Source organism: Pseudomonas sp. 18-147 (assembly GCF_051048045.1).
Lineage (GTDB): Bacteria > Pseudomonadota > Gammaproteobacteria > Pseudomonadales > Pseudomonadaceae > Pseudomonas > Pseudomonas aeruginosa.
On record NZ_CP182296.1, the window covers coordinates 1503437 to 1526561 of the forward strand.

17 protein-coding genes and 2 pseudogenes are annotated in these 23125 nt (G+C 66.4%); 16 read left to right on the top strand and 3 right to left on the bottom strand.

What is annotated here, in order from left to right:
- Positions 1-2 precede the first annotated feature (2 nt).
- Entirely contained in the window at positions 3-1865 is a 1863-nt protein-coding gene (locus ACM0M4_RS07380; RefSeq protein WP_221345516.1) for an NAD(P)/FAD-dependent oxidoreductase, read from the bottom strand.
- A gap of 321 nt (positions 1866-2186) precedes the next feature.
- On the opposite strand from ACM0M4_RS07380, the gene ACM0M4_RS07385 reads away from it, so the two are divergent.
- The gene (locus ACM0M4_RS07385) at positions 2187-2882 is read left to right on the top strand and encodes a tellurite resistance TerB family protein (RefSeq protein WP_003106298.1); all 696 of its coding nucleotides are present in this window, start codon (positions 2187-2189) and stop codon (positions 2880-2882) included.
- A gap of 36 nt (positions 2883-2918) precedes the next feature.
- Here ACM0M4_RS07385 and ACM0M4_RS07390 read toward each other — a convergent pair whose 3' ends face one another.
- Positions 2919-3824 (bottom strand): LysR family transcriptional regulator, encoded by a 906-nt coding sequence (locus ACM0M4_RS07390; RefSeq protein ID WP_003106297.1) that lies wholly within the window; start codon positions 3822-3824, stop codon positions 2919-2921.
- A 173-nt stretch (positions 3825-3997) separates the two neighbouring features.
- Here ACM0M4_RS07390 and ACM0M4_RS07395 point away from each other — a divergent pair, with 173 nt between their 5' ends.
- The 5 genes and pseudogenes from ACM0M4_RS07395 to ACM0M4_RS07415 all read left to right on the top strand — a co-directional run.
- Positions 3998-5671, top strand: a complete 1674-nt coding sequence (locus ACM0M4_RS07395; protein WP_009876940.1) for a GMC family oxidoreductase — start codon at positions 3998-4000, stop codon at positions 5669-5671.
- Between the two features lie 108 nt (positions 5672-5779).
- Positions 5780-7399 carry an MFS transporter gene (locus tag ACM0M4_RS07400; protein WP_003106293.1) on the top strand — a complete coding sequence of 540 codons (1620 nt, stop codon included), beginning with the start codon at positions 5780-5782 and terminating at the stop codon, positions 7397-7399.
- A gap of 266 nt (positions 7400-7665) precedes the next feature.
- The gene (wspA, locus tag ACM0M4_RS07405; RefSeq protein WP_003113844.1) at positions 7666-9294 is read left to right on the top strand and encodes a Wsp signal transduction system chemoreceptor WspA; all 1629 of its coding nucleotides are present in this window, start codon (positions 7666-7668) and stop codon (positions 9292-9294) included.
- A gap of 4 nt (positions 9295-9298) precedes the next feature.
- Positions 9299-9814 carry a chemotaxis protein CheW gene (locus ACM0M4_RS07410; protein WP_003106290.1) on the top strand — a complete coding sequence of 172 codons (516 nt, stop codon included), beginning with the start codon at positions 9299-9301 and terminating at the stop codon, positions 9812-9814.
- Positions 9811-10104: pseudogene (locus tag ACM0M4_RS07415) on the top strand (CheR family methyltransferase); the annotation flags it as partial. The gene ACM0M4_RS07410 and the pseudogene ACM0M4_RS07415, both read left to right, overlap by 4 nt.
- Here ACM0M4_RS07415 and ACM0M4_RS07420 read toward each other — a convergent pair.
- Positions 10096-11076: an IS481-like element ISKpn27 family transposase gene (locus ACM0M4_RS07420; protein WP_223723632.1), complete on the bottom strand. Its 981-nt coding sequence runs from the start codon at positions 11074-11076 to the stop codon at positions 10096-10098. The pseudogene ACM0M4_RS07415 and the gene ACM0M4_RS07420 overlap by 9 nt on opposite strands.
- Positions 11077-11175: 99 nt before the next feature.
- On the opposite strand from ACM0M4_RS07420, the pseudogene ACM0M4_RS07425 reads away from it, so the two are divergent.
- The 10 genes and pseudogenes from ACM0M4_RS07425 to ACM0M4_RS07470 form a co-directional block, all read left to right on the top strand.
- A pseudogene (locus ACM0M4_RS07425) lies at positions 11176-12165 on the top strand (CheR family methyltransferase); the annotation flags it as partial.
- On the top strand, positions 12158-12847 hold the full coding sequence (locus ACM0M4_RS07430; protein WP_003103738.1) for a chemotaxis protein CheW: 690 nt from the start codon (positions 12158-12160) through the stop codon (positions 12845-12847). The pseudogene ACM0M4_RS07425 and the gene ACM0M4_RS07430, both read left to right, overlap by 8 nt.
- On the top strand, positions 12844-15153 hold the full coding sequence (gene wspE, locus ACM0M4_RS07435) for a Wsp signal transduction system sensor histidine kinase WspE (RefSeq protein ID WP_003103736.1): 2310 nt from the start codon (positions 12844-12846) through the stop codon (positions 15151-15153). Before ACM0M4_RS07430 ends, wspE begins: the two co-directional genes overlap by 4 nt.
- Complete coding sequence (gene wspF, locus ACM0M4_RS07440; protein ID WP_014602558.1) at positions 15150-16157, top strand: Wsp signal transduction system protein-glutamate methylesterase WspF; 1008 nt, start codon at positions 15150-15152, stop codon at positions 16155-16157. Before wspE ends, wspF begins: the two co-directional genes overlap by 4 nt.
- Positions 16158-16264: 107 nt before the next feature.
- Entirely contained in the window at positions 16265-17308 is a 1044-nt protein-coding gene (wspR, locus tag ACM0M4_RS07445; RefSeq protein ID WP_003103734.1) for a Wsp signal transduction system regulator diguanylate cyclase WspR, read from the top strand.
- Positions 17309-17430: 122 nt separating this feature from the next.
- Positions 17431-18526, top strand: a protein-coding gene (gene prfB / locus ACM0M4_RS07450) for a peptide chain release factor 2 (RefSeq protein WP_010895661.1) whose coding sequence is annotated in 2 segments (ribosomal slippage) — positions 17431-17502 and positions 17504-18526 — 1095 coding nt in all. Because the reading frame shifts where the segments join, the coding sequence is not laid out codon by codon here.
- Between the two features lie 180 nt (positions 18527-18706).
- The gene (gene lysS / locus ACM0M4_RS07455) at positions 18707-20212 is read left to right on the top strand and encodes a lysine--tRNA ligase (protein WP_003103728.1); all 1506 of its coding nucleotides are present in this window, start codon (positions 18707-18709) and stop codon (positions 20210-20212) included.
- 208 nt (positions 20213-20420) lie between these two features.
- A complete protein-coding gene (locus ACM0M4_RS07460; RefSeq protein WP_221345518.1) occupies positions 20421-21134 on the top strand; it encodes a TetR/AcrR family transcriptional regulator in 714 nt (237 codons plus the stop codon).
- A gap of 96 nt (positions 21135-21230) precedes the next feature.
- Positions 21231-21782, top strand: coding sequence for a hypothetical protein (locus ACM0M4_RS07465; RefSeq protein WP_003143212.1), 552 nt, complete (start codon positions 21231-21233; stop codon positions 21780-21782).
- An 8-nt stretch (positions 21783-21790) separates the two neighbouring features.
- On the top strand, positions 21791-23086 hold the full coding sequence (locus tag ACM0M4_RS07470; protein WP_003092515.1) for a flavohemoglobin expression-modulating QEGLA motif protein: 1296 nt from the start codon (positions 21791-21793) through the stop codon (positions 23084-23086).
- Positions 23087-23125 lie beyond the last annotated feature (39 nt).

The window sequence follows — 23125 nt, forward strand, 5'->3', positions numbered from 1 at the left end:
CTTCAACCCAGTTCGCGGACTGCCCGCACCGCCTGGTCGATGGCGGCATGGGCGTAGGCATCCCAGGCCGCATCCGAGTTGGCGATGGCGACATTGCCGACCTTGCTTCGCGCCAGTTCCATCAGCGCTTCGCTTTCCGCCTCGTCGTCGTAGAGGGTATTCATGAAGTAGGAGTAGCCGTGCGACCAGCGGTTCACGGTGATGCCGGTGATGTCGCGGCGGTGGTCGAAGCCCGCCGGGCCGAGCATGGCCTGGAGCTGGTCGCGGATGTCCTTTTCCAGTTGCTCGAAGCTCATCGCGTAGAGCTTGCTGCGGCCTACGCGAGCCTGGGTGCGGGCGTCCATGCCGGCGTTCGGGGTGGTCGGCACGTAGACCATGTGCACGCCGATCGGCTGCCGCGGGTCGCGTGGATGCCGGTAGCTGCCGAGGTCGACCGGGAAGTCCAGCTTGATCCGCGAGTAGGGCAGGGTCGGCGCGTAGATCTCGTGGATGCCGAGGGTCTTCCAGGCCTGCCAGTTGCGCAGCAATACCTTGGTGTACACCAGCGGGAACTTGACGTTCTGGCTCAGCGCGTGGGCCTGCTCCTCGGAGAGGTCGCGCAGCAGGTACGGCACCATCATGTTGTAGCAGGCCATCACGCAGTGCTTGCCGCGTACCCGGTGCAGGCGGCCGGCGCGGCTGTAGCCGACATCGACGCCGCCGGCGCGGTTGCGCACGCTGACGGCGGTGCTGTTCAGGCGCAGGCGCACCGGGTGCCCGGCGAGGTCCAGCTTCGAGTAGTCGAAGCGGGCCATGACGATGTCCTCCATGCCTCGGCCCGGCGCCACCGCGGGGATCAGGTCGCGCACCATGAGCCGAGCCAGCGAGGCGTTGCCGTCGGGGAAATGGTAGATGTACGGCTCGTCCATTTCCGCCTGGGCCTCCTCGCTGGGTTGCGGCAGGCCGAGGGCGTCGAAGCCGGGGAAGCCGGCGGCGTATGCGTCGGCCGCCGGCAGGGCGTCGGCGCCGAGGGCAGAGAAGTCGTTGCTGCGGCCCTGGAAGTACTTCACCGAGGTTTCCGAGAGCCCGACGTTCTTGAGCAGGTAGTCGCGGTAGCTGGTCTTCGCCAGGTAGGTTTCCTTCTCTTCCACGCTCTTGCCGGCAAGATAGTCGCGAGGTGACTCGTACAGCGCGATGAGCGCCTCCCGGTCTTCGCGGCTCAGCGGGAAGTCGCCGATGAAGGCGCGCCAGGAGCGGGCATTGAGACGATCGCGGGGGACCTCGTCGGCAACCATCGGCGTCGGGTCGCCGCTGACCAGCTTGTCCACGCCGAAGCTGGCCTTGTCGAAGAACACCGCGCGGGACAGGCCCAGGCCGGGGTAGAAGTCGGTGTCGAAGGCTGTCTCGAAGCGCTTGAGCTCGACGCCCAGGCGTTTCAGCAGGTGTTTGGCGTCTTCGCTATAGAGGGCGTTCGGCGATTGCAGCGACTCGCTGCCGCCGTAGCCGAGGATAGTGCGCCCGCCGGCCTGGAATTCGTTGCGCTTGGCATGGCCGCCGAAGTCGTCGTGGTTCTCGATGACCAGGATGCGCGCCGCGGGGTGCCGTTCGCGATAGAACCAGGCGGCGGCGAGGCCGCTGATGCCGCCGCCGACCACCACCAGGTCGTATTCCTCTTCGATCGGCAGGTGGTCGACATCGAAGGTCTTCTTCTCCCAGCCCATCTGGTGTGCGACTTCGAAGGCGCCCGGATGGCTACCGCGCAGGCCGGTGAGCGCGGGCGGATAGTAGCGGCCGCCGGGGGCGGCGCGGAGGAGCTCGGCGGGGGTCAGGCCTGCGGCGATGGTCAGGGCTACGCCGTTCAGGAAGTCGCGGCGGGAGATGGTCATGGGAAGTCCTTTGCGAGGCAGTGGGTGGCTCGGGGGAGCCATGTTCACAGATTGCTGTTGCGAATGCGCGCGGAGCGGCTGGCGTCGGACGCCGACCCGCAGTCGCGGGCGGGCGCGGAGTTTAGAGGGCCATGCCGGCGCGTCGAAGGGCTTTCTGCTGGCACTAGGCCTCTATCTGGAGAAATGTGACATGTGTCGCGCTTTGCCACGGTGTCCGGGGAGGCCGGCAATATCTCGAAGCAAACTCCCGGCGGGCAGCGCGGACGCGAAGGGCTAGAGTCGGTCGAATCCGGTTGTTACCGAACGTCCTGGAGGTTCCTCATGAATACCCGTGGTTTGCTCGACCAATTGCTCAAGTCCGGGCAGGAAATGTTGCAGAACAAGTCCGGCGGCAAGCCCGGCGCCAGCGGCGGCGGACAGCTCGGCAGCCTGCTTTCCGGCGCCGGCGGCGGAGCCCTGGCGGCCGGCGCCATCGGCCTGCTGCTGGGAAACAAGAAGGCGCGCAAGTTCGGCGGCAAGGCGATCACCTACGGCGGCCTCGCCGCGCTCGGGGTGATCGCCTACAAGGCCTACAACAACTGGCAGCAGCAACAGAACGGCGCCGCGCCGCAGGCGCAGCCGCAGACCGTCGACCGCCTGCCGGAAGCCCAGGCCGAAGTGCATAGCCACGCGATCCTCCAGGCCATCGTCGGTGCGGCCAAGGCCGACGGCCACATCGACGAGCGCGAACGGCAGATGATCGAAGGCGAGGTGGCCAAGCTGACCAGCGACCGCGAGGTGCAGGGCTGGCTGGAGCGCGAGCTGAACAAGCCGCTGGACCCGGCCGAGATCGCCCGTGCCGCGAGCACCCCGGAGATCGCCGCGGAGATGTACCTGGCCAGCCTGCTGATGGTCGACGAGGAAAGCTTCATGGAGCGCTCCTACCTCGAGGAGCTGGCGCGGCAGCTGCGCCTGGAACCCTCGTTCAAGCTGGAGCTGGAGAACCAGGCCAGACAGGCGCTGCAACGCCTGGCCTGAGACGGCGGAGCGTCGTTCCGCGGATAACCGCCGCCATCATGGCGGCGGCGTTGTCGAAGGGCCGAGCAGAACCTCTCGCTCGCGCTGGCACAGCTCCAGCAGGAAGTCCCAGACCACCCGCAGGCGCACCGAGCGGTGCAGCTCCCGCCGGGTGCTCATCCAGTACTCGCGCTGGATGCTTTCCTCGGGCAGCACCGGTACCAGCAACGGATCGCGGCTACCCATGAAGTGCGGCAGGATCGCCAGGCCGATGCCGGCCTGTGCCGCCTGCTGCTGGGCGACCACGCTGGTGCTGCGGAACACGACCTGCGGGTGGCGGCAGAAACTGTGGTGGAACATCAGTTCCTGGCTGAACAGCAGGTCGTCGACGTAGCCGATCCACTGGTGCCTGCCGAGGTCGTCGCGGTCGCGCAGCGGCGGCGCCTGTTCCAGGTAGGCGGGGCTGGCGAACAACGCCAGGCGATAGCGGGTCAGCAGGCGGGTGATCACCAGGTCGGCGCTCGGCCGGTCGAGGGAGATGGCGATGTCCGCTTCGCGGTTGGTGATGCTGACGAAGCGCGGCACCGAGACCAGCTCGACCTCCAGGCCCGGGTAGTGGCGCATCAATTGCGCCAGGCGCGGAGCGAGGAAGACGCTGCCGAGGCCTTCGGTGACGCCGATGCGGATCTGCCCCAGCGGCGAGATGCTCTGGCTCATTTCTTCCTGGGCGAGCAGCGCGGTGTTCTCCATCGCCTCGGCGTGCTTGAGCAGCGCCTGGCCGGCCGGAGTCAACTGGTAGCCGCCGGTGTGCTGGGCGAACAGTTGGGTGCCGAGGTCGCGCTCGATGTTCTCGATGTGCCGGGCCACCGTGGCGTGAGTGGTGCCGAGACGCTTGGCGGCGGTCAGCAGGCGACCGCTGCGCTGCAACTCGAGGAAGAAACGCAGGTCATTCCAGTCGAACATGGGGAGCGCCTTCTGCCGGGCCGAGGGGGGGGGCTGTTAGAAAACGAACAATAGCTGCCCCGAAACGTTTGTTTTTTTATCGCGAATGAACGACTAGCCTCAAGCCGTTCGAGACTTGCCGGTCATCCGCAGGTCCGACGGCCCATCACAAGAACGACAAGACGAGGCTCGCCATGCCCGAGGTACTGGATACCTACGACTACCTCATCGTTGGTGCCGGACCTGCCGGCTGCCTGCTGGCCAACCGGCTTTCCGCCGACCCTGCCAACCGTGTCCTGCTGCTGGAAGCCGGCGGCCCGGACAACTATCCCTGGATCCACATTCCCGTCGGCTACCTCTACTGCATCGGCAACCCGCGTACCGACTGGTGCTTCGACACCGACGAGGTCCCCGGGCTCAACGGTCGTTCCCTGAAGTACCCGCGCGGCAAGGTGCTCGGAGGATGCTCCTCGATCAATGGCATGATCTACATGCGTGGCCAGGCCCGCGACTACGACCAGTGGGTGGCCGAAGGCAATCCGGGCTGGAGCTGGAGAGAACTGCTGCCGCTGTTCCGCAGGATGGAGGACCATTTCGCCGGGACCAGCGAAATGCACGGCGCCGGCGGCGAATGGCGGGTAGAACGCCAGCGGCTCTCCTGGAAGCTGCTCGATGCCTTCCAGCAGGCGGCGGCGCAGACCGGCATCGCCAGCGTCGAGGATTTCAACGGTGGCGACAACGAAGGCTGCGGCTACTTCCAGGTCAACCAGCGCGGCGGGGTGCGCTGGAATGCCTCGAAAGGCTTCCTGCGCGGCATCGCCCAGCGCGCCAACCTGACGGTTCTGACCCATGCCGAAGTCCAGCGAGTGCTCCTCGAGGACGGCCGCGCCAGGGCCCTGTCGGTCCGTTGGCAGGGCCGCGAGCAGCGCTTCGAGGCGCGCCGCGAGATCGTCCTGAGCGCCGGCGCGATCGGTTCGCCGTGCCTGCTGCAACGCTCCGGGATCGGCCCGCGGGACCTGCTGGAGCGGCTCGGCGCCGGGGTCGTCCACGAGTTGCCCGGGGTCGGTGGCAATCTCCAGGATCACCTGCAACTGCGCATGATCTACAAGGTCGACGGCGTTCCCACCCTCAACCAGATCGCCGGCAGCCTATGGGGCAAGCTGGGCATGGGCCTGCGCTACCTGGCGAGCCGCAGCGGGCCGTTGTCGATGGCGCCGAGCCAACTGGGCGCCTTCGCCCGCTCCGATCCGCAGCAGCCCTCGGCCAACCTCGAATACCATGTCCAGCCGCTCTCGCTGGATCGCTTCGGCGAGCCGCTGCATGCCTTCCCTGCGTTCACCGCGTCGGTCTGCGACCTGCGCCCGCACAGCCGGGGGACGGTGCGCATCCGCTCGCTCGACCCGGGCGAGGCGCCGTCGATCCAGCCCAACTACCTGAGCGATCCGCGCGACCTGAAGGTCGCCGCCGACGCCATACGCCTGACCCGCCGCATCGCCGCCGCACCGGCGCTGGCCGCCTTCCGTCCGCAGGAATACAAGCCCGGCCCGGAATACCGCAGCGAAGAGGAACTGCAGCGCGCTGCGGCGGAGATCGGCACCACCATCTTCCACCCTGCCGGCACCTGCCGCATGGGCCAGGGGCCGCAAGCGGTGGTGGATGCGCAATTGAGGGTGCACGGAATCCCCGGCCTGCGCATCGCCGATGCCTCGATCATGCCCAGCCTGACCTCCGGCAACACCTGTTCGCCGGTGCTGGTGATCGCCGAGAAGGCGGCGCAGATGATTCTCGCCGAGCGCCGCCGCGAGGCCGCGCCGCAGGTCGTCGAAAGCGCCATGGCGGCCGGCGGCAAGGAGGCGGTGGAGGCCTGAGGATCGCTACACCCCGTATCGCGTGGCGCCCGGCGCCGCAGCGGTCGACGCTGAAAACGGAAATGGCAGACAACAATAAGAGCCCCCACAAGGGGCGGGAGAGCCGCAATGACCGAGTACGCAACGACCCCTTCCTACACAGTGCCTGCGACCACGCCCCAGGAGGAGCGCAAGGTGATCTTCGCCTCCTCGCTGGGCACGGTCTTCGAGTGGTACGACTTCTTCCTCTACGGCGCCCTGGCGGCGGTGATCAGCAAGCAGTTCTTCGCCGGCGTCAACGACACCACGGCCTTCATCTTCGCCCTGATGGCCTTCGCCGCCGGCTTCCTGGTGCGGCCCTTCGGCGCGCTGGTGTTCGGCCGCCTGGGCGACATGATCGGGCGCAAGTACACCTTCCTGGTGACCATCCTGTTGATGGGGTTGTCGACCTTCGCTGTCGGCCTGCTGCCCACCTATGCCTCGATCGGGGTCGCCGCGCCGATCATCCTGGTCACCTTGCGCATGCTCCAGGGCCTGGCCCTGGGCGGCGAGTACGGCGGCGCGGCGATCTATGTCGCCGAGCACGCCCCGGCGAACAAGCGCGGTAGCTACACCAGTTGGATCCAGTCCACCGCGACCCTCGGCCTGTTGCTCTCGCTGCTGGTGATCCTGGCCTGTCGCCAGTTGACCGGCGACGAGTTCGAGACCTGGGGCTGGCGCCTGCCATTCCTGCTGTCCATCGTCCTGCTGGGCATCTCCACCTGGATCCGCCTGTCCATGCGCGAGTCGCCGGCGTTCCTCAAGATGAAGGCCGAGGGCAAGGTCAGCAAGGCGCCGCTGCGCGAGTCCTTCACCCAGTGGGGCAACCTGAAGGTGGTGCTGACCGCGCTGTTCAGCATCAATGCCGGCCAGGCGGTGACCTTCTACACGGCGCAGTTCTACGTGCTGTTCTTCCTTACCCAGGTGCTCAAGGTCGATGGCGGCACCGCCAACGGTCTGCTGATCGTCGCCCTGGTGCTTGGCGCGCCGTTCTTCATCGTCGCCGGCTGGCTGTCCGACCGCATCGGCCGCAAGCCGGTGCTGCTGGCCGGCCTGTTGCTCGCCACGCTGTTCTACTTCCCGCTGTTCAAGGGCCTGACCCACTACGCCAACCCGGCCATCGACCAGGCCAGCCGGCAGTCGCCGATCAGCGTGGTGGCCGACCCGGCGACCTGCACTTTCCAGTTCGACCCGGTAGGCAAGGCGACCTTCGACAGCCCCTGCGACAAGGTCAAGACCTTCCTGGTCAAGGCCGGCCTGCCCTACTCGACGGTGGCGGCGCCCGCCGGCAGCGACGTCAGGGTGCGGATCGGCGAGACCGAGATCGCCGGCTTCGACGCCGAAGCGATGGCGGCCGCGGTGAAGACGGCAGGCTATCCGCAGCAGGCCGACGGCAGCCAGGTGAACAAGCCGATGGTGATCGCCATCATCTTCGCCCTGGTACTGATCTCCACCCTCTGCTATGGCCCGCTGGCGGCGCTGATGGTCGAACTGTTCCCGACCCGCATCCGCTATTCCTCGTTGTCCCTGCCGTACCACATCGGCAACGGCTGGTTCGGCGGCTTCCTGCCCACGGTCTCGTTCGCCCTGGTGGTGTACACCGGCGACATCTTCTACGGCCTCTGGTATCCGGTGCTGATCACCGGCGGTAGCCTGGTCTGCGCCTTGCTGTTCCTCCGCGAAACCCGCCATACCGACATCCACCGGTGAAATCGCGCCCCGTTCCCGGCATGGGGACGGGGCGCACATTCCCTCCGTGATGAGCCTGTCTTCTCAGAAAAGTCTGGCATGCCAGTTTTCTTTCTTTCTCTTTCTGCCACACTTCTGGCGTCAAAAAACGCCTTTCCAGCGCCTACAATAGCGGGAAAACCCTATGGCGCTGCTTGCCGGTGCCGGGGACGGCCTATACAGTCCGCGCGATTGACGGGCCGTTGTGGCGGCAGGAACGAATCCGGACTCGAGTCTTGGGGAAAAATGTGAAGAACTGGACTGTTCGCCAGCGAATCCTGGCAAGTTTCGCCGTGATCATCGCGATCATGCTGCTGATGGCCGCTACTGCGTACGTGAAGATGTTGACGGTGGAAAAGGGCGCCTACCGTGTCCAGGACGACGCCATGCCGGGGATGTACTTCATCACGCTGGTACGCAGTTCGTGGACCGACAACTACTTGCAGACCCAGGAACTGTTTGGCATCACCGACGACCACGAGCTGAGCAAGGCCGAGGCCGACAGCATCCTCGCCAGTGAGGAGCGTCTGGACCAGCAGATCGCCTCCTACCAGAAGACCATGAACCCGGACGAGGCCCGCGACCACGAGTTGCTCGCCGGTTTCCAGGCCGTGCGCAAGGACTACCTGGAGCAGCACGACAAGGTGCTCGAACTTTACCGCGAGAAGCGCTTCGAGGAAGCCGGCAAGCTCGTCGCCGGCCCGTTGACCGAGCACTGGCGCGAGGGCCGCAAGTACCTCAACGAGATGATCGAGCTGAACAAGGACATCGCCGACCGCGCCTCGGACAACATCGTAAACGCGGTGGACGATGCCGAACTGAGCATGCTGGTGACCCTGCTGCTGGCGGTGGTGGTAGCCGGCATCTGCGGGTTCCTGCTGTTGCGGGCGATCACCCAGCCGATCCAGAAGATCGTCCGCAGCCTCGACCTGATGGCCGGTGGCGACCTCACCGCACGCCTGAACCTCGGCCGGCGTGACGAATTCGGCGCCATCGAGACCGGTTTCAACGGCATGGCCGAAGAGCTCAAGGGCCTGGTGTCGCAGGCCCAGCGTTCTTCGGTGCAGGTCACCACCTCGGTCACCGAGATCGCCGCGACCTCCAAGCAGCAGCAGGCCACCGCCACCGAAACCGCCGCGACCACCACGGAGATCGGCGCCACTTCTCGCGAGATCGCCGCCACCTCGCGCGACCTGGTGCGGACCATGAGCGAAGTCTCCGGCGCCGCCGAGCAGACGTCGACCCTGGCCGGTTCCGGCCAGTTGGGCCTGGCGCGCATGGAGGAAACCATGCACCACGTGATGGGCGCGGCCGACCTGGTCAACGCCAAGCTGGCGATCCTCAACGAGAAGGCCGGCAACATCAACCAGGTGGTCACCACCATCGTCAAGGTCGCCGACCAGACCAACCTGCTCTCGCTGAACGCCGCCATCGAGGCGGAGAAAGCCGGCGAGTACGGCCGCGGGTTCGCCGTGGTGGCCACCGAGGTGCGCCGGCTGGCGGACCAGACCGCGGTCGCCACCTACGACATCGAGCAGATGGTGCGCGAGATCCAGTCGGCGGTATCGGCCGGGGTGATGGGCATGGACAAGTTCTCCGAGGAGGTCCGCCGCGGTATCGCCGAGGTCGGCCAGGTCGGCGAGCAACTGTCGCAGATCATTCAGCAGGTGCAGGCGCTGGCGCCGCGGGTGCAGATGGTCAACGAGGGTATGCAGGCCCAGGCTACCGGTGCCGAGCAGATCAACCAGGCGCTGGTGCAACTGGGCGAGGCCACCGGGCAGACCGTGGAGTCGCTGCGCCAGGCCAGCTTCGCCATCGATGAGCTGAACCTGGTGGCGAACGGGCTGCGCAACGGCGTATCCCGCTTCAAAGTCTGAGGCTGTGACCGTGTCCCGCTCCACCGGCGATCATCGACGCACCAGCAAGCTGTTCCTGCTGTTCCGCATGGAAGGCGACCGCTATGCCCTGGATGCCCGCGAAGTGGTCGAAGTGCTGCCGCTGCTGCGCCTGAAGCGCATTCCGGAGGCGCCGGAATGGGTCGCCGGGGTGTTCTCCCATCGCGGCGTCCTGGTCCCGGTGCTCGACCTCTGCGCAATGGCCTTCGGCCGCGCGGCGCTGGCCCGCACCAGCACGCGCATCGTGCTGGTCGAATACCGCGCCCGCCAGGACCGGGAGCCGGTCTGGCTCGGACTGATCCTCGAACAGGCCACCGATACCCTGCGCTGCGAACCGTCGGCGTTCCGCGACTATGGCCTGGACAACGGCGGGGCCCGCTATCTCGGTCCGGTCTATGAAGGACCACGGGGACTGGTGCAATGGGTGCGGGTCGAGGCATTGCTGCCCGACGAAGTGCGCGCCCTGCTGTTCCCGCCGGAGTGCGGCGAGGGGACGGCATGAACGATCGCTTCGAACGCCTGCTCAAGAGCAGGATCGGCCTGGATGCCAGCTCGGTGGGCAGCGCGGTGATCGAGCGCGCGGTACGCCAGCGCATGAGCGGCCTCGCGCTGCACGACGAGGACGAATACTGGATGCGCCTGAACGGCTCGCCGGGCGAGGTGCAGGCGCTGATCGAAGCGGTGGTGGTGCCGGAGACCTGGTTCTTCCGCTACCCGGAGTCGTTCACCACCCTCGCCAGGCTGGCCTTCGAGCGCCTGCCGAGCCTGGGCGGCGGACGCGCGCTAAGTGTCAAGACCCGGCTGGTTATACACGCGTTTCCTGAACAATTCAGGGCGTTTTTCATGCCATTCCTTGAGCGCCTGAACGGGTGTTTTGTGTTGGAGCGCGCGTTGCGGAATGCTGTGGTTGTAGATCTTGACGTAATTGCGCAGCGTCGATTCCAGTTCGGCAGCTGAACCAAAACGGGTCTGGTTGACGATGTCGCTGATACGACCGTTGAAGCGCTCCACCATGCCGTTGGTCTGCGGATGACGAGGCGGGATGAGCCGGTGCTCGATGCCGAGCTGCTTGCACAGGCGGTCGAACACGTGTGTGCCGCTGGGTTCCTTCTTCTTGCCGCCAGCCGTGAAGCGGTCGGTGAACTGGCTGCCGTTGTCGGTCAGAAGCTTGACGATCTTGACGGGACAGGCTTGCTGGACTTTGTTGAGGAAGTCGCCACTGCTGCCATCGGTCTGGTCGGCATAGAGCTCGATGAAGACCCAGCGCGTAGCACGGTCGATGGCAACGAAGAGATAGCGCCTTGCCGTCTCGTCGGGCATCTGCGGCAGGTACTTGATGTCGATGTGCACAAAGCCCGGCTCGTAGTCCTTGAAGGTCTTTTTCGTGGCGGGCGCAGTGCCTTCCTGCTCGACCAGGTTACGTAGATCCGAGACACCGTGGCGGCGCAGGCAACGTCCCAGGCCGGCACGCGAGACGGCTGGATTGATGAACTCGCGCGTGACCGCCAGCAGGTCGTCCGTGGGCAGCAGCAACGTCTTGCGCAGCTCCACCACGATGAGCTCCTGCTCGGGCGTGAGCGTCGTGTACATCTTGTTCGGCGCATGCGACTTGTCTTCAGGAGACTCGCGGTTTTGCCACTTTCGGATGGTTTGGCGGGTGACGTTGTACATCCTGGCCAGTTCGGCCTGCGGGAGCGTCGAGTTCCTGATTTCCTCACGGATCAGGTGGGTAGTACGGGCTTGGCTGTGCAGTGCCTGGGTCATCGAGTTGCCAGTGAAGAGTCGGATTGGAACAGTGTACGCAAAACGTGTCTGGCCTTGAAGAGCGGCCAGCTACGCATGGGTACATGATCCCACGAGTCCAGACAGCTAAGGATCCTCAGCCTGCCCTGTTCCACCGGCGAGGAGCCGTATTCCATCGTCATGGCCTTGCTCGATGCCGGGCTCTCCGAGTACCTGTTCGAGGTCGACGCCCTCGACGTCAGCGCTCGGGTGATCGAGCGCGCCAGCCTCGGGGTGTACGGCAGGAATTCCTTCCGCGGCGACGAACTGGGGTTTCGCGACCGCCATTTCAGCGAGGTCGCCGAGGGCTACCAGTTGGCCGAGCAGGTTCGCCGCAAGGTGCGCTTCCGCTGCGGCAATTTGCTCGATCCCGGGCTACTGGCGGGTGAGGCACCCTACGATTTCGTGTTCTGTCGCAACCTGCTGATCTATTTCGACCGCCCGACCCAGAGCGAGGTGGTCGAGGTGCTCAAGCGCCTGTTGCGGTCGGACGGCGCGATGTTCATCGGTCCGGCCGAGGCGAGCCTGCTCAGCCAGCACGGCATGCAGCCGATCGGCGTGCCGCTGTCTTTCGTGTTCCGCCGGACCAGCGAGGCGCCCCGCGGCGCGCGGCCCAAAGCGGTGAGCGACGGAGCGCGCCCGGTCGTTGCCGCCGCCGTGGAGCGTGCGAGTATTCGGCCTTCGCCGCCGCCACCGGCGAAACCGCGCCAGCGGCTATCCAGCCTGGTTCCGCCAGCCAGCGGCCAGCCCCTCGCCAGTCCCGTCGGCGAGTTCGACGAAATCGCCCGCCTGGCGGATGCCGGCCAGCACCGCGAGGCGCGCGCCGCCTGCGAGCGCCAACTGGCCGCGCGTGGGCCGTCGGCCACGGTCTTCTACTGGCTCGGGCTGCTCAGCGATGTCGCCGGGCAGGAGCAGGAAGCCCAGGATTTCTACCGCAAGGCCCTGTACCTGGAGCCGCAGCACGCCGAGGCGCTGGCGCACCTGGCGGCGCTGCTCGCCGCTCGCGGCGACCATGCCGGCGCCCGGCGCCTGCAGCAACGTGCGGCCCGTGGAGTGAACAAAGATGGTTGAGGCGAGCCTGACCTTGCTCGATACCCAACAGGTGGATGACTGCTGGAACCGCATCGGCGTGCATGGCGACAAGTCCTGCGAACGCCTGGCCGAGCATGTCCATTGCCGCAACTGCGAGGTTTACGCTGCCGCGGCGACCTACTTGCTGGACCGCATCGCCCTGCGCCAGGACCAGCTCGACAGCGCCGAAACGATGGACAGCCAGCGCGAACAGAGCGACCTCGGCGAGACGCGTTCGATCCTGGTGTTCCGCCTGGGCGAAGAGTGGTTCGGCCTGGCCACCGGCAGCCTGGTGGAAGTGGCGCCGATGAATCCTATCCATTCCCTGCCGCACCAGCGCTCGCGCGCCCTGCAAGGGGTGACCAACGTGCGCGGCGCGCTGGTCGCCTGCCTTTCCCTCGGCGAACTGCTGGATCTCGAACCCGGCGCCGCGCCGGTCAGCGAGCGACGGGTAGTTCCGCGCATGCTGATCATTTCCGCCGCCGGCGGTCCGGTGGTGGCGCCGGTGGAGGAAGTCGACGGCATCCATGCGATTCCGCTGGCGCGGATACTGCCGCCCAACCACGCCGACGGTCAGGCCTCGCGCCGGCACGTGGCCGGCGTGCTGCAATGGCGCGAGCGGAGCATCACCCTGCTCGACGAAGGCCCTCTCCTGCAAGCCGTAGCGCGGAGCCTGGCATGACCCCGGACCAGATGAGAGACGCGTCGCTGCTCGAGCTGTTCCGGCTCGAGGCGGAGGCCCAGACCCAGGTGCTCAACGCCGGCCTGATGGCGCTGGAGCGCAGCCCGACCCAGGCCGACCAACTGGAAGCCTGCATGCGCGCCGCGCACTCGCTGAAAGGCGCGGCGCGGATCGTCGGGCTGGACGCCGGCGTGCGCGTGGCGCACGTCATGGAGGATTGCCTGGTGGAGGCGCAGGACGGACGCCTGCTCCTGCAATCGGAACATATCGATGCGTTGCTCCAGGGCTGCGACCTGTTGCTGCGTATCGGCACCCCGCCAGCCGGCGACGCAGGCTGGGCCGAAGGCGCCGGGCGGGAAGAGATCGACGGCCTGGTGCTGCGTCTCGAAGGCCTGGTGCGCAGCGGCCTGCCGCTGGCCCGCGCGGAGCTGCCGGCGACGACTCCCGGTCTGCCGGAAGCGGTCCCCGAGGCGCCGCCAGCGGCGTCAGCGGCCGCCAGCGACGACAACGACGAGGAGCCCGCCGGGCAGGCGGGCGGCGAACAGGCCGAGGAGCGCCGCAGCCGGGTCCTGCGGGTCACCGCCGAACGCCTGGACAGGCTGCTGGATATCTCCAGCAAGTCGCTGGTGGAGTTCCAGCGCATCAAGCCGCTGGCCGATTCCCTGCAACGCCTGCGTCGCCTGCAGTCCAGCGCCAGCCGCGCGCTCGACGTGGTACGCGAGACGGTCCAGGAAACCGCCCTCGACCCGCAGGCCCAGGCCATGCTCGGCGAGGCGCGGCAACTGATTGGCGAATGCCAGCAGATGCTGGTGCAGCACATCGCCGATCTCGACGAGTTCGCCTGGCAGGGCGGCCAGCGTGCCCAGGTGCTCTACGACGCGGCGCTGGCCTCGCGGATGCGGCCATTCGCCGACGTCCTTAGCGGCCAGGCGCGGATGGTTCGCGACCTGGGCCGCTCGCTGGGCAAGCAGGTGCGCCTGCTGGTCGAGGGCGAAAGCACCCAGGTCGACCGGGATGTCCTGGAAAAACTCGAAGCGCCGCTCACCCACCTGCTACGCAATGCCGTCGATCACGGTATCGAGGCGCCGGAAACCCGCCTCGCCGCCGGCAAGCCGGCCGAGGGCAGGATCACCATCCGCGCCCGCCACCACGCCGGCATGCTGGTCCTGGAACTGAGCGACGACGGCGGCGGCATCGATCTGCAGCGCCTGCGCGAGACCGTGCTCAATCGCCAGTTCGCCACCGCCGAGACCGTGGCGCAACTGAGCGAGGAGGAACTCCTGGCGTTTCTCTTCCTGCCCGGCTTCAGCATGCGCGAGCAGGTCACCGAGGTGTCCGGTCGCGGCGTCGGACTGGACGCCGTGCAGCACATGGTCCGCCAGTTGCGCGGCGGCGTGCGCATGGAGCAACGCCAGGGGCAGGGAGCGCTGTTTCACGTCGAGGTGCCGCTGACCCTGTCCGTGGTGCGCAGCCTGGTGGTGGAGATCGGCGAGGAGGCCTACGCCTTCCCGCTGGCGCACATCGAGCGCATGTGCGAGCTGGAAGCGGAGGAGATCGTCCAGCTCGAAGGTCGCCAGCACTTCTGGTACGAGGGGCGCCATGTCGGCCTGGTCTCGGCTGCGCAACTGCTGCAGCGGCCCGAGAGCAGCCGCACCGAAGGGGCCATCCCGGTAGTAGTGGTGCGCGACCGCGATGCGGTCTACGGCGTCGCCGTGGAGCGTTTCGTCGGCGAGCGTACCCTGGTGGTGATGCCTCTCGATCCGCGCCTGGGCAAGGTGCGCGACGTTTCCGCCGGCGCCTTGCTGGACGACGGTTCGCCGGTGCTGATCCTGGACGTCGAGGACCTCCTGCATTCGGTCGGCAAGCTGCTCAGCAGCGGCCGCCTGGAGCGCATCGATCGCAGCCGGCGGCAGGCCGGCGGGGCGCAACGCAAGCGCATCCTGGTGGTCGACGACTCGCTCACGGTGCGTGAGCTGGAACGCAAGCTCCTGCTCGGCCGCGGCTACGACGTGGCAGTGGCGGTGGATGGCATGGACGGCTGGAACGCCCTGCGCTCGGAGCATTTCGACCTGCTCATCACCGATATCGACATGCCGCGCATGGACGGTATCGAACTGGTCACCCTGGTGCGTCGCGACAGCCGCCTGCAGTCGCTGCCGGTGATGGTGGTGTCGTACAAGGATCGTGAGGAGGACCGTCGGCGCGGTCTCGACGCCGGCGCCGACTATTATCTGGCGAAGGCCAGTTTCCACGATGAGGCCTTGCTGGATGCCGTCGTCGTCCTGATCGGAGAAGCACAGGGTTGAGGATCGGAATCGTCAATGACATGCCGTTGGCCGTCGAGGCGCTGCGCCGCGCGCTGGCCTTCGAGCCGCAGCACCAGATCGTCTGGGTCGCCAGCAACGGTGCCGAGGCGGTGACCCAGTGCGCCGCCAATACGCCCGACGTGGTGCTGATGGACCTGCTCATGCCGGTGATGGACGGCGTCGAGGCAACTCGTCGGATCATGGCGGAAAGTCCTTGCGCGATCGTGATTGTTACCGTCGATATCGAGCAGAATGTGCACCGGGTTTTCGAAGCGATGGGATATGGGGCGCTCGATGCGGTGAACACGCCGGCGCTGGGCATCGGCAACCCGCAAACGGCGGCGGCGCCGTTGTTGCGCAAGATTCAGAACGTCGGCTGGCTGATCGGCCAGCGCGATAACCGTGGCAAGGTCCAGGTGGTGCCGCCGAAGGCCGGCGGGGCGCGCCAGCGTCTGGTGGCGATCGGCGCTTCGGCTGGCGGTCCGGCGTCGCTCGCGGTGTTGCTCAAGCAACTGCCGGCCAGTTTCAATGCCGCAGTGGTGCTGGTGCAGCATGTCGACGAGGTCTTCGCCGCCGGCATGGCCGAATGGCTGGCCAGCGAATCGAAGCTGCCGGTGCGCCTGGCGCGCGATGGCGAGCCGCCGATACCGGGGCAGATCCTGCTGGCGGGGACCAACAATCACATCCGCCTGCTGCGCAACGGTTCGCTGGTGTACACCGCCGAACCGCGTTCTTTCGTCTACCGGCCGTCCATCGACGTGTTTTTCGAGAGCGTGGCGAATTATTGGCGTGGCGATGCCGTGGGCGTGCTGCTGACCGGCATGGGCCGCGACGGCGCCCAGGGCCTCAAGCAGATGCGCGAGCGCGGTTTCCTCACCATCGCCCAGGACCAGGCCAGTTGCGCAGTCTACGGGATGCCGAAGGCCGCGGCGGCGATCGATGCAGCGGTGCAGATCCTTTCCCTGGAAAAGATCGCCCCGCGCCTGGCGGAGGTATTCGATTAGCCGGGTTCGACTCCGGCCAGGCGCCAGGGTAGGCGCCGGCGCCCGCCGCGGCGGTGCGTGGAACAGCATTCAATTTGATACGAGGGGCCCCGGTCCCGGAGAGAAACATGCACAACCCTCATGAGAGCAAGACCGACCTGGGCGCCCCTCTGGACGGCGCGGTCATGGTACTGCTTGTCGATGATCAGGCCATGATCGGAGAGGCTGTGCGTCGCTCACTGGCGAGCGAGGCGGGCATCGACTTCCATTTCTGTTCCGATCCGCAGCAGGCGGTGGCGGTGGCCAACCAGATCAAGCCGACGGTGATCCTCCAGGACCTGGTGATGCCCGGCGTCGACGGCCTCACGCTGCTCGCTGCCTACCGCGGCAACCCGGCGACCCGCGACATCCCGATCATCGTCCTGTCGACCAAGGAAGAGCCGACGGTGAAGAGCGCGGCGTTCGCCGCCGGCGCCAACGACTACCTGGTCAAGCTGCCTGACGCCATCGAGCTGGTGGCGCGGATCCGCTACCACTCGCGTTCGTACATCGCCCTGCAGCAACGCGACGAGGCCTATCGGGCGCTGCGCGAGAGCCAGCAGCAGTTGCTGGAGACCAACCTGGTGCTGCAGCGGCTGATGAACTCCGACGGCCTGACCGGGCTCTCCAACCGTCGTCACTTCGACGAATACCTGGAGATGGAGTGGCGCCGCTCGCTGCGCGAGCAGTCGCAACTGTCGCTGCTGATGATCGACGTGGACTATTTCAAGAGCTACAACGACACCTTCGGCCACGTCGCCGGCGACGAGGCCCTGCGCCAGGTCGCCGGGGCCATCCGCGAGGGCTGCAGTCGCTCCTCGGACCTGGCGGCTCGGTACGGCGGCGAGGAGTTCGCCATGGTCCTCCCGGGCACCTCGCCGGGCGGCGCACGGTTGCTGGCGGAGAAGGTCCGGCGCACGGTGGAGAGCCTGCAGATCAGCCACGACCAGCCACGCCCGGGCTCGCACCTGACCGTCAGCATCGGCGTCAGCACCCTGGTGCCGGGCGGCGGCGGGCAAACCTTCCGGGTTCTCATCGAGATGGCCGACCAGGCGCTCTACCAGGCCAAGAACAATGGCCGCAACCAGGTCGGCCTGATGGAACAGCCGGTGCCGCCGGCCCCGGCGGGCTGAGCGGCGCGCGGCGGCCATGCGTCGCCGGCCGGCATTAAATAGAGGCCGGCGTACTGCCTGTGGGGCGCAAGTGCAGTATACTTCGCAGCTTTTCGACGTTTTCCCGCGAGTGAGCGCCAGCCATGGAAATCAACCCGATCCTCAACAGCATCAAGGACCTCTCCGAGCGCACCCAGACCATTCGGGGGTATCTTTGACTACGATCAGAAGCATGATCGCCTGGTCGAAGTAAACCGCGAGCTCGAAGACCCCAACGTCTGGAACAACCCCGAATACGCCCAGAACCTCGGCCGCGAGCGCGCCCAGCTGGCGCAGGTGGTGGAAACCCTGGACGACCTGACCAGCGGCCTGGCCGACTCCCGCGACCTGCTGGACATGGCGGTCGAGGAAGACGACGAGGGTGCCGTCGACGACGTTGCCAACGAAGTCGAGCGTCTGCGCGAGATCCTCGAGAAGCTGGAGTTCCGCCGCATGTTCAGCGGCGAGATGGACCCGAACAACGCCTACCTGGACATCCAGGCCGGCTCCGGCGGCACCGAGGCCCAGGACTGGGCCAACATGCTGCTGCGCATGTACCTGCGCTGGGCCGACAAGCACGGCTTCGACGCCACTATCATCGAGCTGTCCGAGGGCGAGGTCGCCGGCATCAAGGGCGCCACCGTGCACATCAAGGGCGAGTACGCCTTCGGCTGGCTGCGCACCGAGATCGGCGTGCACCGCCTGGTGCGCAAGAGTCCGTTCGACTCCGGCAACCGTCGCCACACCTCGTTCACCGCGGTGTTCGTATCGCCGGAAATCGACGACAACATCGAGATCGAGATCAACCCGGCCGACCTGCGCATCGATACCTACCGCTCCTCCGGCGCGGGCGGTCAGCACGTGAACACCACCGATTCGGCGGTGCGGATCACCCACGTGCCGACCAATACCGTGGTGGCGTGCCAGAACGAACGCTCCCAGCACGCCAACAAGGACACCGCGATGAAGATGCTGCGGGCCAAGTTGTACGAGCTGGAAATGCAGAAGCGTACCGCCGCGTCCCAGGCCCTGGAGGACTCCAAGTCCGACATCGGCTGGGGCCATCAGATCCGCTCCTACGTGCTCGACCAGTCGCGGATCAAGGACCTGCGTACCGGTATCGAGCGCAGCGACTGCGACAAGGTGCTCGACGGCGATCTAGACGAATACCTCGAAGCCAGCCTCAAACAGGGGCTGTAAAGCTGCTGCGCCTGGCCAGGCCGCGTTGGAAAATGGTTCGGACTGCTCGTTTTTTACGATCGTGAACTCCGTGTCCTCGCCATTTCCCGCCTTGCCTGGCCGGCGTTCGCTACGCTTTTCGCCCCTGTTGCGCAATCCGTTTCCACAGGCAAGAGAGCCTAACCAGGAACCACCAAGACCATGAGCGACCAACAACTCGACCAGCACGAACTGCAACAGGAAGAAAACAAGCTGATTGCCCAGCGCAAGGAAAAACTTGCCGCCGTGCGCGAAGCCCGGGCCATCGCCTTCCCCAACGACTTCCGCCGCGACGCCTACTTCGCGGACCTGCAGAAACAGTACGCCGACAAGACCAAGGAAGAGCTGGAAGCCGCAGCGATCCCGGTCAAGGTGGCCGGTCGGATCATGCTCAACCGCGGTTCCTTCATCGTCCTCCAGGACAGCAGCGAGCGCCTGCAGGTCTACGTCAACCGCAAGACCCTGCCGGAAGAAACCCTGGCCGAGATCAAGACCTGGGACCTGGGCGACATCATCGGCGCCGAAGGCGTGCTGGCCCGCTCGGGCAAGGGCGACCTGTACGTCGACATGACCAGCGTGCGCCTGCTGACCAAGTCGCTGCGTCCGCTGCCGGACAAGCACCATGGCCTGACCGACACCGAGCAGCGCTACCGCCAGCGCTACGTCGACCTGATGGTCAACGAGGAAACCCGCCACACCTTCCGCGTGCGTTCCCAGGTCATCGCCCACATCCGCCGTTTCCTCAGCGAGCGCGGTTTCCTCGAAGTGGAGACCCCGATGCTGCAGACCATCCCCGGCGGCGCCGCGGCCAAGCCGTTCGAGACCCATCACAACGCGCTGGACATGGCCATGTTCCTGCGCATCGCCCCGGAGCTGTACCTCAAGCGCCTGGTGGTCGGCGGTTTCGAGAAGGTCTTCGAGATCAACCGCAACTTCCGTAACGAAGGCGTCTCGACCCGGCACAACCCCGAGTTCACCATGCTCGAGTTCTACCAGGCCTACGCCGACTACGAAGACAACATGGATCTGACCGAGGAACTGTTCCGCGAACTGGCCCAGGCGGTACTCGGTACCACCGACGTGCCCTACGGCGACAAGGTCTTCCACTTCGGCGAGCCGTTCGTGCGCCTGTCGGTGTTCGATTCGATCCTCAAGTACAACCCGGAGATCACCGCCGCCGACCTCAACGACGTCGAGAAGGCGCGGGCCATCGCCAAGAAGGCCGGCGCCAAGGTCCTCGGCCACGAAGGCCTGGGCAAGCTGCAGGTGATGATTTTCGAGGAACTGGTGGAGCACAAGCTGGAGCAGCCGCACTTCATCACCCGCTACCCCTTCGAGGTTTCGCCGCTGGCCCGCCGCAACGACGAAGACCCGAGCGTCACCGACCGCTTCGAGCTGTTCATCGGCGGCCGCGAGATCGCCAATGCCTATTCCGAGCTGAACGACGCCGAGGACCAGGCCGAGCGCTTCATGTTGCAGGTCAAGGAGAAGGACGCCGGCGACGACGAGGCGATGCACTACGACGCCGACTTCATCAATGCCCTGGAATACGGCATGCCGCCGACCGCCGGCGAAGGCATCGGCATCGACCGCCTGGTGATGCTGCTGACCAACTCGCCGTCGATCCGCGACGTGATCCTGTTCCCGCACATGCGCCCGCAGGCCTGAGCGCCGCAACAGTCCATGGAAAAGCCGCCTTCGGGCGGTTTTTTCATGGCCGCGCGGTGTCCCGGCCGCCGGGCCAGGGGCCGGCCGCCGATCCGCCGGCTGACCACGGAAGGTGCGGGTGGGATCGGAGCTTCCCCGATAGCGGCCGATTGATTCCACGCGAAAAAGTCCGAACAATGCCCCATCGTCCGCGAGCGGAGGAAACACCGTGCCCCGAGTAGCTCCCAGAGACAGCGCCGCGCAGGCCGCCAGCGCGGTAGCCGAAAGCGTTCGTTACCAGGGCCGCAAGGCCAGCCGCCAGGGCAGCGAGCAGCGGCGCCAGGCGATTCTCGATGCCGCCATGCGCCTGATCGTCCGCGACGGCGTACGGGCCGTGCGCCACCGCGCGGTGGCCGCCGAGGCCCAGGTGCCGTTGTCGGCCACCACCTACTACTTCAAGGACATCGACGATCTCATCACCGACACCTTCGCCCTCTTCGTCGAGCGCAACGCAGAGGCGCTGTCGGCGTTCTGGAGCAGCGTGGAGGGCGACCTCCAGGAGATGGCCGCGGTGCTGGCCGACGACCCCGGCGCCCGTGGCTCGCTGGTGGAACGGATCGTCGAGCTTGCCGTGCAGTATGTCCAGGTCCAGCTCACCGAGCGCCGCGAGCACCTGCTGGCCGAGCAGGCCTTCCGCCAGGAGGCGTTGCTCAACCCGCGCCTGCGCGAACTGGCCGATGCCCACCAGCGGATTCTCTCCCTCGGCGCCGTGCATTTCTTCCAGGTGCTCGGTTCCGGGCAGCCCGAGCAGGACGCCAAGGTGTTGACGTCGATTATTCTGCAGATGGAATATCAGGGCCTCGTGGACGGGGTCGAGCAACTGGCCGTGGACGAAATGCGCGCCATACTCAGACGGTACCTGAATCTGGTCATGGGCCTGTGACCTGAGCGTCAACCCCGCCATGGCGGGGTTTTTCATACCCGAACCTTCCCTCGGCCAGCCGGTCGCAGGTTGCGGAGGGTTCCTAAGGAGCGTGTGATGAAAGCCTGGCGTTGCCTGGTGGTCCTGAGTTTCCTGCTGTTGGGCGGTTGCCTGGTCACCTTCAAGGAGCCGATACCGCCGCGCGAGGCGGCGCCGAGCCATCTGCTCGGGACCTGGAGCCGCGAGAACGAGTGGAAGGAAGAACAATTCCTGGAGATCACCCGTTCCGGCAGCAATGTCTACCGTGCGCTCAGCTACGTGGACAGCAAGGACAATACCGAGAGCCTGGAAGACTACGGCTTCACCGTCTCCCACCAGGGCAAGCGCTGGTACCTGTCGGCCGGCCTGCCGAAGAGCCTGGGCGGCAACTTCATCGTCGCCGGCTTCGAGATCACCGACGGTGACGAGCTGGTGATCTACAACCTCGACGTTGAGCGCATCGTCGAGGACCTCGGCGCCGGCCAGCTCGACGGCGAGACCGTCGATAGCGATCAGGGCAAGGGCGCGCTGGTGCGCAGCCCGTTGGCGAAGGTCTTCGCCTACCTGAACGATCCCGCCAATTCCGACGTGTTCGTCGAGGCCGCCCGCTTCCAGCGGGTCACCCAATGAGATTGCCGATGAGCCAGCGCAAGGCGCAGAACGACTACCAGAAGATCATCCGCTCCCTGTCCGATCGCATCGTCGAGGCGCAGACGCCGATCCGCGTGCTGGATGCGATCAAATGGGACGACGGGATCCGCCAGGACTTCCTCAAGGGCCGCGGCAAGCATGCGCCGAAGGTCGACCGCGGCTACTACGACAGCCGCCCGCTGGCCTTCGACGCCAGCGCCAAGAAGCAGGAATTCCAGAACATCGAGCGCGACATCACCCGCCAGTTGGGCCAGTTCAACCCGGTCGGGCAGATCATGCGGCGGATGTGCAAGGAATACCGAATGGTCATTCGCATGCTCGAGGCGCGCGGCACCCCGGACCTCGGGCTGATCTCCCAGGAACTCTACGGCTCGGCCTCGGACGCCTTCCATGCCGGCGATCCGACCCTGGCCGACCTCGGCCTGATGCTCTCCGACTACCTGAACAACATCGCCGACCGCGGCGATCTCAAGGACGAACCCAAGACCCTGACCGCCAAGGAGGTCGTACCGATCCTCCAGGCGCGGCTGAACACCGTGTTCGGCGAGGAGGAGGGCACCATCCGCGTGTTCGAGTCCGACGGCATCGTCGCCGACGCGGCGGCCGGCGCCGACTACATCAAGGTACGCGCCGACGCCCTGTTCAACGAGCGCGACGTGCGCGCGCTGGAGGTCCACGAGGGCCTGGTGCACGTCGGCACCACCCTGAACGGCCTGAGCCAGCCGATCTGCACCTTCCTCGCCAAGGGACCGCCGTCCTCCACCGTGACCCAGGAAGGCCTGGCGATCCTGATGGAGGTGATCGCCTTCGCCTCCTACCCGACCCGCCTGCGCAAGCTGACCAATCGCACCCGGGCGATCCACATGGCCGAGGAGGGCGCCGATTTCCTCGACGTGTTCCACTTCTACCGCGAGCAGGGCTACAGCCTGGAGGACAGCTACCAGAACGCCAGCCGGGTCTTCCGCGGCTCGACCCCGGATGGCCTGCCGTTCACCAAGGACCTGTCCTACCTGAAGGGCTTCATCCTCATCTACAACTACATCCAGCTCGCCGTGCGCAAGGGCAAGCTCGAACAGATCCCCCTGCTGTTCTGCGGCAAGACCACCCTGGAAGACATGCGCACCCTGCGCCAACTGGTGGACGAGGGCCTGGTGGCGCCGCCGAAGTACCTGCCGCCGCAGTTCCGCGACCTCAACGCGCTGTCGGCCTGGATGTGCTTCTCGAACTTCCTCAACCACCTCAGCCTGGACCGCATCGAAGCGGACTACGCGAACATCCTCTGACCGTTCCCCGCCGTGCCGGTCTTTCCCGGTGCGCGCGGG